This is a genomic window from Prauserella aidingensis (assembly GCF_024171865.1).
GTDB lineage: Bacteria > Actinomycetota > Actinomycetes > Mycobacteriales > Pseudonocardiaceae > Prauserella > Prauserella aidingensis.
The window spans coordinates 39,321-52,442 of sequence record NZ_JAMTCN010000002.1; the positions used below are offsets into that span (position 1 = coordinate 39,321).

Sequence of the window (13,122 nt, forward strand, 5' to 3'; positions counted from 1 at the left end):
CGCCGGTGGCGGTGACCGGTGGTGTGCGCCGGTGGCGGTGACCGGTGGTGTGCGCCGGTGGCGGTGACCGGCGCCGACCGGCGGCGCCTCCACGGTCGGTGGACGGCTGAACTGAGCGTGGGGCGACTCCGGTCGGGTGATTCCCCGGGGTGGCCCGCTTCGCTGCGGTTTCGTCGGCGTTCGGGGCGGATCACCGGGTTTTCGGTGGTTTTCCCCGGTGAGGGGCGCCGAGTCGGCGGTGCTGCCGCGGTGACACGCTCGGGTCTTTTCGCGCGACACCCCCGGCAGCGTTTGCGTTCGGGGCGTCGATGCTGGTGGATTGGGCACATGGGCATCAACTTCGGCGGGATGAAGAAGAAGGCTCAGGACGCCCTGAGCAAGAACAGTGACAAGGTCGAACAGGGCCTGGACAAGGCGAGCGGCTTCGCCAAGTCCAAGTTCGGCGACAAGGCCGACAAGATCGACAACGCGACCCAGAAGGCCAAGGACGCGCTGCACAAGCAGACCGGTGGCGAGGGCGACCAGGGCGGCGGACAGGGCGGCCAGCAGCCGGGTCCGTCCGGTCCGTCCGGGCAGTGAGCTCGCGGCCGGCGGGTCCGAGGGTGACAGCGGTCCTGCCGGCCCGGTGAACGCTGCGACGCCGAGACGGGCTGTGTCGGCCGGGGCTGCCGTGTCGGCTGTGACTGTGGCTGTGGTGTCGGCTCGGTGAACGCCGCCTGCCGTAGGCGGCCGGGTGGACCACTCGGGTCAGGCGACCTCGCCGGTGAGCACGTCGCCGTCGAGTGCCGTGAACCAGCCGCCGCGTTCACCCAGTGAGAGCAGCCCTTCGAGGGCGTCGGGGGCACGCAGGTCCAGTGTGATCGGCGTGCGCGGTGCCCCTTGCTGTCGTTCGAGGGTCGCGTGGGCCTCGTGACCCGCGTCGATCATGGCGGCGAGCCCGCCGGTCGAGGCCAGCGATCCGCGTGCGGCGCCGAGCAGGCCCAGCGCCTCGTCGAGTACGGGCAGCAGTGCGCCGCGGTTGCCCTCGGTCATGGCGCGCACCAGTTCCGGGCGGGTGCCTGCGACCCGGGTGCCGTCCCGCAACGATCCCGCAGCGAGGGCGGCCGCCAGCGGACCGCCCGACCCGGCGACGTTCGCCAGCACCGCGGCGAGCAGGTGCGGCAGATGTGACGTCCTGGCGACCGTGCCGTCGTGGGCGAGCGCGGGCAGCGCGACGACGCGTGCACCGGCGTCGAACGCCAGCGCCGCGGCCTCCCGCCACGCCGTGAGGTCCGTGCCGGGCTCGTCGTCGCCCACGGCCTCCTCCGCGCACACGACCCAGGTCGCACCGTCGAACAGCGTCGCCGTCGCGGCCTTCCAGCCGGACTCGGCCGTTCCCGCCATCGGGTGCCCGCCCGCGTAGCGCGTCCGCGGGGCGAGGCGGGCGACGGCGTCGCGTACCGGGGCCTTGACGCTCGTGACGTCGGTGAGCAGGCAGTTCGGTGCGTGGGAGGCGACCGCGCGGAGCACGTCGTCGACCGCGGTGAGTGGCACGGCGAGTACGACGAGGGCGTCGTCGGCGGCGGCGCGGTCCAGGGCGCTCGCGAGGTCGGCGGTGGCGTCGTATCCGTCGGCGACGGCGGCGTCGACGTCCGACCGGGAGTCGGAGACGCCCCAGCAGGTGCGGCCCGCGGCCACGGAGGCCCGCAGCACCGACCCGCCGATGAGTCCCAGTCCGATCACACACACGTCACGCACGGTGCAGATCCTGGCACACATCCGTCACCCCACGCCCACCCCGAGGCCACCAAAGGCACAAACCGCCACTCACCGCAGCCCGCCACTCACCGCAGCGCCGACAGGGCGTAGGCGGCGTGCATCGCGACGCCGTGGGCCATGGCGTCCTCGTGGTGGCGGACCCGGTTCGAGTGGTTGGCGGGCGCCTCGGCGGGGTCGACGTCGGGTGGGCAGCCGCCGAGCAGCGCGAACGCACCGGGGACGCGCTGCAGCACGTACGAGAAGTCCTCGCCGCCCATGATCGGCTCCGGCAGCGGGGCCGCGTTGTCCGGCCCGAGGACGGTCGACGCGAGGTCGAGCACGCGGGCGGCCTCGTCGGGGTCGTTGGCGGTCACGGGGTATCCCGGCGTGAGGTCGACCTGCACCCGGCAGCCGTACGCGGCGGCGATGCCCTCGCACACCTTCTCCACCTCGGCACGCATCGTGGCCCGCGCGCCGTCGGACAGGGTGCGCATCGTGCCCTCGACGAACGCGGTCTCCGGGATGATGTTCGTGGTCGTGCCCGCCTCGAGGTGCGTCACCGACAGCACGGCCGGTTCCGTCGCCGCGAACCGCCTGCTCGACATCGTGTGCAGCGCGCCGACCAGTGCCGCTGCCGCCGGGATCGGGTCGATCGCCGCCTCCGGCACCGAGCCGTGCCCGCCCTTGCCGAGGACGCGCACGTGGAAGTCGTCGACCGCCGCCATCAGCGGGCCGGGCCTGGTGCGGACCGTGCCGCTCGGCAGCGTCGGGTAGATGTGCACACCGAACGCCCGCTCGACGCGCTGCCCCGCCGCGTCCAGCACGCCTTCGTGGATCATGTGCCGCGCGCCGTGCTGACCCTCCTCGCCGGGTTGGAACATGAACACGACCGAACCCGCGAGCTCGTCGACGTGCCGGGACAGCAGGCGCGCCGCGGAGACGAGCATCGCCACGTGGGTGTCGTGCCCGCACGCGTGCATGACGCCGTCGACCTCCGACGGGAAGTCGAGACCGGACTCCTCCTGCAGCGGCAGCGCGTCCATGTCGCCGCGCAACAACACCGAGGGGCCGGGCTTGCCGCCTCGCAGCACGGCCGTCACCGACGTCGACGTCTTCCCCGTGGTGATCTCCAGCGGCAGGCCGTCGAGCGCGTCGAGGATCTGCTGCTGGGTGTTCGGCAGTTGGAGGCCGATCTCGGGGCGGGCGTGGAGGCGCCTGCGCAGCGCGACGGTGTCCGGTTGCAGCTGCCGCGCCTCGTCGAGCAGCCGGGGCAACACCAGGTCGGGAAGGGTGGGGAGCTGTTCGGGTCCGGTCATGCGTTCGATCCTGGCACGAGCCGTCCGAACCCTGTGACCGTCGGTGGGAACCATCGCGAAACGGACGGGAAACAGAACGGGCCGCTTTCGAGCCGTCACCGAAGGTCACGCGGGTATACGGTAGGGCCCATGCCGGTGGAGGAGCCGATCACGGGATTCGCGGTGGCCGTCGTGCGCGAGGACGGCCGGTGGCAGTGCAGTGCGCTGGACCAGGCCGCACTCGCCGAACTCGACGCTGCCATCACCGAACTGCGCAAACTGCGTTCGACGGGCGCGGTGTTCGCGATGCTGGCGGTGGACGACGAGTTCTTCGTGATCGTCCGCCCCACGCCGAGCGGCGCCCAGTTGATGATGTCGGACGCCGCGGCGGCGCTGGACTACGACATCGCCGCCGACGTACTGGACCTGCTGCGTGCCGAACCGCCCGACGAGGACGACGACACGATCTGGCCCGAGGGAGACCTCGAGGTCCTGTCCGATCTGGGCATGCCTGCGCCCGAGCTCGAGGTCATCGCGGGCGAGACGGAGCTGTACCCGGACGAGCAACTGGGCATGATCGCGCAGCGCTGCGGGTTCGGCGACGAGTTCAACAAGGTCCTCGACGAGCTGTGAACCCGTCGCACGCCGACGAGTCCGCGGTCCGCGAGGCGCTGCGGTTCGCGAGACACGGCTCCGGCATCGACGGTGGCCGCGGCGGTGCCGCGGCGGACGCGGACGTGCCGATCGGGGCGGCCGTGTTCGACGCGGGCGGCACGCTGCTCGCGGGCGCCCGCAACGCGCGCGAGGCATCGGGCGACCCGACGGCGCACGCCGAGGTGCTGGCACTGCGCGCCGCGGCGGCCGAACACGGCGACGGCTGGCGGCTCACGGGCTGCACCCTGGCCGTCACGGTCGAACCGTGCACGATGTGCGCGGGCGCGCTCGTGCTCGCCCGCGTCGACCGCGTCGTGTTCGGTGCCTGGGAACCGCGGACGGGCGCGGTCGGCTCGTTGTGGGACGTCGTGCGCGATCGCAGGTTGAACCACCGCCCCGAAGTGCTCGGCGGGGTGCTCGAAACGGAGTGCGCGGCCCTGCTCGACGAGTTCTTCGCAGCGCATCGGGGCGACGCCGGTTGAGCCGGTCGGGAGACCCACCCCCGTGTCATCGGCGATCAGCGGTCCCGTAACCTATTTAGCGGTAGCGTGTCCGAGCGGCCTAAGGAGCGCGACTCGAAATCGCGTGAGGTGAGAGCCTCCGTGGGTTCGAATCCCACCGCTACCGCTCTGGTGAACGGGGCAGGTACTCATGGCGAGTGCCTGCCCCGTTTCACATTCACCGGATCCCACCGCCACCGGATCCCGCCGCGGCTGCACGACGTCGTCACGATCGCCGCGGTTGCTCACGGTCGACAACGGCTTCTCAAGATCGATACTGCGGAGTGGCATCCCGGCCCTCGCATCCGAGCCGAGCGCCGAGGAGACGTCGATGTCCGGTCAGCCCGCGGGCGGGTCCGCCGAGGCCCGGTCCACCGATCCCGTCGACGTCGTCCGCGCGTTCCTGGCGGCCCTGGACCGTCTCGACGTCGACGCCGCGCTCGGCTACGCGGCGAGCGACATCGTGTACCAGAACGTGCCGCTGCCGCCTGCGCGTGGCAAGTCGGCGTTCGAGAAGCAGATGCGGTTCCTGGCGCGCTACGGCAGCGGGTTCGAGGCGCGGGTGCACCACATCGCCGCGGACGGCCCGGTCGTGCTCACCGAACGCACCGACGTGCTCGCGGCAGGTCGTTGGCGGGCCGAGTTCTGGGTGTGCGGCACGTTCGAGGTCTCCGGCGGTGAGATCGTGCTGTGGCGGGACTATTTCGACTGGACCACCGTGCTCGCCGCGAGTGCGCGCGGCGGGGTCAGAGCGCTGGCGCAGGTGGTCCGGTCCACGGCGGGCCGGGCGGCTCGCCGCTGATCACCGCGGGCGTTCGTGCGGATGAACAACCGACGAACGGCTCCCTCCGGCTTGGGCATTTTCCTTTCGGCGATAACCCGAATGGGTAAAGATGCGTGCCGTGACCGCATTCTCCAGACGCGCGACGCGGGTCGTCTCGGCACTCTCCGCGACAGCGGTGGCCGGTTCACTCGCGCTCGCGACCCCAGCCAGCGCACAGACCACAGAACGCGAGCAGGCCCCGGAGGCGGCCGCCGACACCCGCATCCACGACGTCCAGGGCACCGGGCGAATCTCCCCGATGGACGGCGAGACCGTCACCGTGCCCGGCATCGTCACCGCCAAGCGCCAGTTCGGCAGCGTCCGCGGCTTCTGGGTGCAGGACCCGCAGCCCGACGACGACCCGCGTACGAGCGAGGCGCTGTTCGTCTACAACGGCGACGAGACCCCGGACGTGACCGTCGGTGACGAGGTGTCGGTCACCGGCGAGGTGAGCGAGTACCGGCCGCAGGGACAGGACTCGGCGTTCCAGACCTCGACGCAGCTGGGCGACGCCGAGTGGACCGTCGCCTCGTCGGGCAACGAACTGCCCGAGGCCGTCGAGCTGACCCCGGACGCCGTGCCGGACTCGCTCGCGCCCGAGGAGGGCAATCTCGAGGAGTTCGAGCTCCGGCCCGACAAGTACGCGCTGGACTTCTGGGAGGCCCACGAGGGCGAGCGCGTGTCGGTGGCCGACGCGCCGCTGGTCAGCCGCAGCACGGATTACAACGAGCTGTACGTGACCACCAAGCCCGAGCGCAGCCGCACTCCGCGGGGCGGGGTCGTCTACGGCGACTACGACGCGCCCAACACCGGGCTGCTGAAGATCGAGTCGCTGCTCCCGTTCTCCGAGCACCCGTTCCCGACGGCGGACGTCGGCGACACGCTCACCGCCGCCACCGCGGGTCCGCTCGAGTACGACCAGTACGGCGGTTACACGCTGCAGGCCACCGAACTGGGCGAGGTCGAGAGCGGCGGCCTCGAACGCGAGACGACGCGCACGCAGAACCCGAGCGAGCTCTCGGTCTCGACGTACAACGTCGAGAACCTGTCCGCCGTCGACAAGCAGGCGAAGTTCGACGACCTCGCCGGGGGAGTCGTGAAGCACCTGCGGTCGCCGGACGTCGTGACGTTGGAGGAGATCCAGGACAACAACGGCGCCGACGGCAACGGCGACGGGGTCGTGGCGGCCGACAAGACGCTCGACAGGTTCGTCGAGGCGATCGAGGCCGCGGGCGGTCCGGCCTACGAGTACCGCCAGATCGACCCGCAGGACCGCACCGACGGCGGCCAGCCGGGCGGCAACATCCGTGTGGGTTTCCTCTTCGACCCCGAGCGGGTGGCGTTCGTGGACCGTGAGGGCGGTGACGCGACGACAGCCGTCGAGGTCGAGAAGACGCGGCGCGGCACGGCGAAGCTGTCGGTGTCGCCGGGCAGGATCGACCCGCAGCACCAGGCGTGGGACGACAGCCGCAAGCCGCTCGTCGGCGAGTTCGAGTTCCGTGGGCGGACGGTGTTTGTCGTGGCGAACCACTTCGCGTCGAAGGGCGGTGACGAGCCGACCCACGGCCGGTACCAGCCGCCGACGCGGTCGTCCGAGGAGCAGCGCCACAAGCAGGCCGAGGTCGTGCGGGGCTTCGTCGACGAGCTGCAGCGAGTGCAGCCGAACGCCAACGTGGTCGTCGCCGGGGATCTGAACGACTTCCAGTTCTCCGAGACGCTGGCGACGCTGACCGGCGGCGGGTTGACGTCGCTGATCGACACGCTGCCCGCGAACGAGCAGTACAGCTACGTCTACGAGGGCAACTCGCAGGTGCTCGACCACATCCTCGTGTCCGGCGCGCTGCGCCGCGTCGACTACGACGTGGTGCGCATCAACGCCGAGTTCGCCGAGCAGGCCAGCGACCACGACCCGCAGATCGTGCGCTTCAAGCCGTCAGCCGGGCACGCGCTCGACTTCTGGGACTGGTTCTGGTGGCCCTTCGATAGGTAGGCGTTCGTCGGCGCTCCCTGCGCCGAAAGGCGTGCGACACGGCCGGCCGTCCTCGTGGCCGTGTTGCGGATCCCGGGGCCCGTGTTGCGGATCTCGGGGCTCGTGTTGCGGATTCCGGGGACCACTCAGATCCATCCCTCTTGCCACGCGTGGTGCGCGGCCGCGTGCCGGGTCGGGAGGTCCAGCTTCGTCATGGCCGACGAGAGATAGTTGCGCACCGTGCCGGGAGCGAGGTGTACGTGGTCGGCGATCGCCTGCACCGAGTCGCCGCCGCGCGCGGCTCGCAGCACGTCGAGTTCACGAGCGGACAGCGGGCAGCTGTCCTCCGTCAGCGCGGAAGCCGCGATCTCGGGGTCGACGTAGCGGTGCCCGGCGGCCACCCCGCGCAGGATCTCGGCGAGCCGGGCCGCGGGCGTGGTCTTGGGGACGAAGCCACTCACCCCGCTCGCGAGCGCGCGGCGCAGCACCCCGGGGCGCGCGTGCCGGGTGACGAGCACGATCTGCAGGCCGAGCTCACGGCGAATCTCCTCGGCAGCGACCAGTCCGTCGGCCGGGGGCATCTCCAGATCGAGTACGGCGATGTCGGGGCGGTGTTCGCGGGCCTGGGCGACCGCGTCGCTGCCGGTGGCCGCCTCGGCAACCACCTGCAGGTCGTCCTCGAGATCGAGCAGTGCGGCGAGGGCGCTGCGGACGAGCACCTCGTCGTCGGCCAGCAGCAGGCGAACCATGCTCACCCGCCTTCGGTGGTCGGTAGTCGCGCCGTCACGATGAACCACTCCCCGTCGCGGCGCCACTCCAGGGTGCCGCCGAGGGCGTCGAACCGGCCGGCGAGGCCGGTCAGACCGGTGCCCGTTGCTGAGTCCGCCGCTGAGTCCGCCGTCGAGTCCGTCGCGGCGGAGCCGTCGTTGCGGATGCGCAACACCGCCCAGCCTGCGTCGACGTTCAGTGCGAGGCGGGCGTGTGCGGCGTGACTGTGCCGCAGGACATTGGTGGTGGCCTCGCGGGTGACGAGGGCCAGTAGCTTGCGCTGCGCTTCCGGGATGGCGGCGACGGCGTGCTCGGTGCGTCCGTCGAGGCGCCCGTCGATTCCCGCGGCGGTGAGTACTCCGGTGGCGTTGGCCAGCTCGGCGTCGAGTGAGGCGTGCCGGTATCCCTGCACCACCGCGCGAGTGTCCCGCAGGGCCGTGCGGGCGTGTTCCTGCACCTCGCGCATCTGCTCGCCCGCCGCGGCGGGGTTGACCTCGGCCAGCCGCTGGCCGAGTTCGCTCTTCAGCGCGATGACCTGCAGGTGGTGTCCCTGGACGTCGTGCAGCTCGGCGGCGAAGCGCAGCCGCTCGTCGGCGACCGCGAGCTCGCCCTCCAGCCGGCGGGCGTGCTCAAGGCGTTCGACCGCGTCACAGGTCCACAGTCCGTAGACCAGGAACCCGCCGATCGCGGCGATCAGCAGAGCACTCGCCGCGATTCCCACGAGGTCCGGCGGTCCGTCGGTCGCGGTCTGTGCCGCTGCGGCTGCTCCCGCGGTGACCAGCACCGCACCGGCCACGACCGTGGTGCGGTGGCGCCGGGCGACGGTGACGGCGAGGCCGCCGGTGACCAGGCCGGGCACGATCGCCCATTCCGCGTCGTCGCTGAGCCACTGTGCCGCGAGCGTCACGGCGAGTCCACCGGTCACCGCGAGTCCGATCAGCGCCACCGGAAGAGCGTCGTCGCCGTCGGCCGAGCCGTCCGCGGTGGGAAACCGCCGCTGCAGCAGACGTCCTGCGCCCAGTGAACCGGCCGCCGCCGCCACGGCAGTGCCGACGGTCAACGGTCCCCACGGCTCGGTGGCGAGGATCGCGACGACCACGAAGGCGCCTGCCGCGTAGACCAGCCCGACCAGTGCCCACCAGTTGTGCCGGCGCAACCGGTCTGCTCCTGCGGCTCTCGGGCCGGCCGAGGAGCCGTCCGTGGCAGGGCCCGGCCCGGCGGGCTCCGCCGACGTGGCCCGTACGGGTGCGCGGTCCATGACGGTCATCGTCCCGCAGCCGGGCCGCTCCCACCAATGACATCCGTCATCGGCGGGCGTGCGGAGTGCACCGGAACGGCTGCGGTTTCGGCACTGTCGGCTCGCGCCGCGCGAGCCGCAGGCTGGTTCGCATGGACACCACCGAGGACCCTGCAGTCCACGTACGCGGACTGCGCTGCACCTACGGCACACACGAGGCGGTGCGCGGCGTCGACCTGGACGCACCCCGCGGGGAGTTGCTCGCGGTGCTGGGCACCAACGGGGCGGGCAAGACGACGACACTCGAGGCGATGCAGGGCCGCCGCAGGCCCGCAGGCGGCCGCGTGCGGATCCTCGGCCTCGACCCGGCTGGGCAGCGCCGCGCACTGGCCGCGCGGATCGGCGTCATGTTGCAGGACAGTGCGCTGCCCGCCGAGCTGACGCCCGCCGAGTTCCTCACTCTCTGGAGCCGCTTGAAACGGGACCGGCCCACTCCCGGGTCGATGCGCGAGCAGCTCACCGCCGTCGGTCTCGCGCACCGCCGGAACGTGCGCATCGGGCGGCTGTCGGGCGGGGAGCGCCGCCGGCTCGACCTCGCTGTCGCGCTGACCGGCTCCCCCGAGCTCCTGTTCCTCGACGAGCCCACTTCCGGCTTGGACCCCGAGTCACGTGCCGCGACCTGGGAGCTGATCCGGGGCCTCCTCCGGACCGGTTCCACCATCGTGCTCACCACGCATCACCTGGAAGAGGCCGAGGCGCTGGCGGATCGGCTGCTGATCCTCCACGAGGGCACCGTGGCCGTCGCGGGCACCTTGTCCGAGATCGTCACCGCGCGCCGCGCCACGATCCGTTACGAGCTCGTCGGGACCGGGCCCGCCGTTCCGGAGTCCGAACTCGTCGGCAGGGCCTCGGTCACGCCGGAGCGAGGGGTGCGGCTCGTCGAGATCCGCACCCCGGACCTCACCCGGGACCTCGGCACGTTGTTGCGCTGGGCCGAGACGCAGCGGTCCCAGCTTCATCGGCTGCACAGCAGCGAAGCCACGCTCGCCGAGATCTTCCACGAAATCAGCACCACGCACGTTTCGGAGGAGGCCACGACATCATGAACGCGACCTTTGCGCTCGCCCGCGCCGAGCTGACCCTGCTCCTGCGAAACCGCACCGCGGCGACGAACGCCCTGCTGCTGCCGCTGGCCCTCGGAGCGCTGTTCATCGTCAGGCCTCCGCCGACCGGGCTCACCGGAACCGCCGCGTCGATGCTGCTGCTCGCCCTGGTCTGCCTCACCGTCGCGAGCACCGCGACGACCACGCTGGTCGCCCGGCGCCAGCAGCACCTCCTGCAGCGGTGGCGCACCGCTCCGGTCGCGCCACCGGCGGTGCTGGTGTCCACACTCAGCCCCGTCGGCGTGCTGTTCGCGGGCCAAGCGGCGGCGCTGCTCACCGTCCTGGCCTACGCCACGAGCTCGATACCGGCCCACCCCGTGCTCCTGGTATTGGCCGTCGTACTCGCCGGGGCGCTGGGCTGCGCAGTGGCGTTCGTGACGGCCGCGTTCACCCGTACCGTCGAGGCCACCAACTTCACCCTGCTGCCCGTCCTCGTGGCCCTGGCAGGAGGGGGCGTGTGGGCCACCGCAGCCGCCGGAGAGGTCACCTGGGCGATGCGGGCGACCGGCGGCGGCGCCGTGGCCGAACTCGTCCATCTCGGCTGGGGCGGGAGCGAGACCCGGGCCCTGACGGCTGCCGCACCCAGTGTGCTCGTCCTCCTCGCCCTGATCGTCGGAACCACACTGCTGGCGCGCCGCTACTTCCGCTGGGAGCCGCGCAACTAGGGTTCGACGGGTACACGGTCCGGCGGGTGGGCGGTTCGGCGGGTGAGCGCTCGGCGGCAACCGTGCCGTGTTGCGGATCCCGGGGCCCGTGTTGCGTTCTCCGGGACCCGTGTTGCGGGTTCCGGGGATCGTGTTGCGCTTTCCGGACGCCGTGTCGTGGTTTCCGGGGCGCGTGTTCTGCATTCAGCACGTCGTGTCCTGCGCTCAGGACGCTGCGTTGCTCCCGCCCGTCGCCCGGCCACCACCCTCACGGACGCGCGACTGTGGTTGATGGGGCCGTATTGCGGTCAACGGACGTGGTTCGATCAGCTGGACGGGGAGTGCCGGACGGGGGAGTATTGCCGGACGATCGGGCGTGCGTTGACGTCCTTACGCCTGGTTCCGGTGCCGCTCTGCCGGGCCGATCCGGTAGCGGGTGTGGAGCATCGCGGGGCTGTCGAGGGTGCGGATCAGGTCGAGCTCGACGTGTTCGGCGGGCAGGTCGCCGAAGAGTCGGCGGCCCTGCCCGAGCAACACGGGCATGATCTGCAACGACATCTCGTCGAGCTCCCCGGCGTCGAGCAACGCGCGGGCGGCGGACGCGCGTTGCAGCAGGATATCCCGGTCGCCTGCGGCTTGCCTGGCCCGCGCCGCCGCTTCGTGGACGTCGGTGACGTAGTGGGAGTGCCCGGGTGCGGGCTGCTCGGGCGCGGACCGGGTGAGCACGAAAATGGGGACGCCGTCGTGGTGGTCGCCGTTCCACCGGTCTGCGTGATCGAAGGTGCGCCTGCCGGTAAGGACCGCGCCGGTGGCGTGCACTTCGGCCAGGATGCGGCTGCCGGCCTCGTCGGTGGAACGAGCGGTGCTCGGATCGCCGTCGTCGAGTGAGAGCGTGTCGTGGAGCCATCCGCCGCCTCGCCGTCATCGGCGGAGCGTTCTCCACGGATGGTGCTCGGGCCACCGGCGGCGTTTCAAGATGAACCGGTCGAATCACACCTTGAAATGATACTCGCGCAGAGCCGCCTTTCCCGTGTTTTCCCGGACCCAGTGCAGCTCCCACGCATCGCTGTCCACATTGAACTCTCGGTCGAAGCCGATCCATTTTCCGCGCGCACTTTTCCGCATGGGATCGAGCACCAAATGAAGCGCGCCGTGGTACACGGAGCCGCGGTAGTATCCGGTCGGTGACGTCCTTTCCGACCAGGTTCCGGTAGTAACAGATCCGTTGACGTTCAGGTCGAGTCGCAGTCGCGAGCCGTTATTGGCGGGAACACTCTCGCCCGACAGACGATCACCGATGTGGCGCAGCGTCACGTAGTGCTCGCCGTCGAATGTCTGTGCTCTGCGGGTGCTGGTATAGCGGTATCGGCTGTACCAGATTCCTGACAGGTCCCCATCGACCATCGCCGTGGACGGCAGTTCCGCAGCTTCGGCTTCGCCCGACAATGCCGGGGTTGCAAAGGCCAGCGACAGGGCTGCGCTGACTTTGAGCAGCAGTGAACGGCGGTCGACACCGTCACCGTCGCCGTTGCTCTGGGCCCAGGTGGTGGCCATGGTCGCAAGTTCGTGGACGTCGACCTGGTCGAGGTGGGTGACGAAGTCGCGCATGGTGGCGTCGGTGCCGTCGGCGTTGCCGAGAGTCGCCAGTTGCTCGCCGTGGCGATGAGCGTCGTCGGTGGCGCGGAAGTCGGCGACGTCGCTGACGAGATCGGCCAGCCGGCACGCATACAGTTCCGCGAGCCTGCCCAATACCTCGAGCGAGGGCGCATGTCCGGTCTCGGCGGGCCACTGCTCCCAGTACGAGAAGTTCTTGAACGTCTTCGGGTCGGCGGGCCAGCGCTCGTTCCAGGCATCGGCGGCTTCACGCTGGCTCCAGCCGTGCGCCAGGCGAAACGCCGCCCGCATGTTGACGTGGTACCGCTCGGCGAACACGCAGGCGATCTCTGCCCACGTCTTCGACCGGGCACGCAGATCGGCCGTCAGCTGCCGCTGTTCTTGACGCATGCTGCGGACCGCCGCCGGCATCGCTGTCCCCTTCCGCCGTGGATGGCTGGACCCTACGTCTTGTGCAGTGTGCCGCATTTTCTCCCGGTTCGACAGGGAATGTGTGTTCCGCAAGATCACTGTCGATCAGGGTGGAATGTCCGCCTGAACTGGGGTTTCGTGCTCATGGGCACTTGCTGAACGGACAGGAAAGAAGCGAACGATGACCTCACCACCGGAGCGGTTGTTCATCACGTGGTTCACCAGTGCGGCGGACGGCTGTGACCATGCGGTCGGCGACGACGAATCCGGACGCGCCTTCCGAACGGCGACCGACCCGATGGCGGTG

General features: G+C 71.0%; 13 protein-coding genes and 1 tRNA gene. 8 read left to right on the forward strand and 6 right to left on the reverse strand.

Annotation, left to right across the window (positions count from 1 at the left end):
- The first annotated feature begins 327 nt into the window (after positions 1-327).
- Entirely contained in the window at positions 328-579 is a 252-nt protein-coding gene (locus LY13_RS02175) for an antitoxin (protein WP_253826442.1), read from the forward strand.
- 168 nt (positions 580-747) lie between these two features.
- Here the strand turns inward: LY13_RS02175 and LY13_RS02180 are convergent, their stop codons facing one another.
- A complete protein-coding gene (locus tag LY13_RS02180; protein WP_301298337.1) occupies positions 748-1,758 on the reverse strand; it encodes a prephenate dehydrogenase in 1,011 nt (336 codons plus the stop codon).
- A 65-nt stretch (positions 1,759-1,823) separates the two neighbouring features.
- Positions 1,824-3,053 carry a M20 metallopeptidase family protein gene (locus LY13_RS02185; RefSeq protein ID WP_253826443.1) on the reverse strand — a complete coding sequence of 410 codons (1,230 nt, stop codon included), beginning with the start codon at positions 3,051-3,053 and terminating at the stop codon, positions 1,824-1,826.
- Positions 3,054-3,182: 129 nt separating this feature from the next.
- Between LY13_RS02185 and LY13_RS02190 the strand changes: the two genes are divergently transcribed.
- The 5 genes from LY13_RS02190 (at position 3,183) to LY13_RS02210 (ending at position 6,999) form a co-directional block, all read left to right on the forward strand.
- A complete protein-coding gene (locus LY13_RS02190; protein ID WP_253826444.1) occupies positions 3,183-3,665 on the forward strand; it encodes a tRNA adenosine deaminase-associated protein in 483 nt (160 codons plus the stop codon).
- Entirely contained in the window at positions 3,662-4,168 is a 507-nt protein-coding gene (locus tag LY13_RS02195; RefSeq protein WP_372493720.1) for a nucleoside deaminase, read from the forward strand. Before LY13_RS02190 ends, LY13_RS02195 begins: the two co-directional genes overlap by 4 nt.
- A 60-nt stretch (positions 4,169-4,228) precedes the next feature.
- Positions 4,229-4,313, forward strand: a tRNA-Ser gene (locus LY13_RS02200).
- Between the two features lie 204 nt (positions 4,314-4,517).
- Entirely contained in the window at positions 4,518-4,988 is a 471-nt protein-coding gene (locus tag LY13_RS02205; RefSeq protein ID WP_253826445.1) for a limonene-1,2-epoxide hydrolase family protein, read from the forward strand.
- A 100-nt stretch (positions 4,989-5,088) separates the two neighbouring features.
- Positions 5,089-6,999 (forward strand): DUF8508 domain-containing protein, encoded by a 1,911-nt coding sequence (locus tag LY13_RS02210; RefSeq protein ID WP_253826446.1) that lies wholly within the window; start codon positions 5,089-5,091, stop codon positions 6,997-6,999.
- 125 nt (positions 7,000-7,124) lie between these two features.
- On the opposite strand, the gene LY13_RS02215 is transcribed toward LY13_RS02210, so the two are convergent.
- Entirely contained in the window at positions 7,125-7,727 is a 603-nt protein-coding gene (locus LY13_RS02215) for a response regulator transcription factor (RefSeq protein ID WP_253826771.1), read from the reverse strand.
- Between the two features lie 2 nt (positions 7,728-7,729).
- Positions 7,730-9,004 carry a sensor histidine kinase gene (locus LY13_RS02220; RefSeq protein ID WP_253826447.1) on the reverse strand — a complete coding sequence of 425 codons (1,275 nt, stop codon included), beginning with the start codon at positions 9,002-9,004 and terminating at the stop codon, positions 7,730-7,732.
- Positions 9,005-9,135: 131 nt separating this feature from the next.
- Between LY13_RS02220 and LY13_RS02225 the strand changes: the two genes are divergently transcribed.
- Complete coding sequence (locus LY13_RS02225; RefSeq protein ID WP_253826448.1) at positions 9,136-10,089, forward strand: ABC transporter ATP-binding protein; 954 nt, start codon at positions 9,136-9,138, stop codon at positions 10,087-10,089.
- Positions 10,086-10,811, forward strand: a complete 726-nt coding sequence (locus LY13_RS02230) for a hypothetical protein (protein ID WP_253826449.1) — start codon at positions 10,086-10,088, stop codon at positions 10,809-10,811. Before LY13_RS02225 ends, LY13_RS02230 begins: the two co-directional genes overlap by 4 nt.
- Before the next feature lie 369 nt (positions 10,812-11,180).
- Here LY13_RS02230 and LY13_RS02235 read toward each other — a convergent pair whose 3' ends face one another.
- A complete protein-coding gene (locus tag LY13_RS02235; RefSeq protein ID WP_253826450.1) occupies positions 11,181-11,609 on the reverse strand; it encodes a dihydrofolate reductase family protein in 429 nt (142 codons plus the stop codon).
- A gap of 171 nt (positions 11,610-11,780) precedes the next feature.
- Positions 11,781-12,815 (reverse strand): helix-turn-helix domain-containing protein, encoded by a 1,035-nt coding sequence (locus LY13_RS02240; protein WP_253826451.1) that lies wholly within the window; start codon positions 12,813-12,815, stop codon positions 11,781-11,783.
- Between the last annotated feature and the right edge of the window lie 307 nt (positions 12,816-13,122).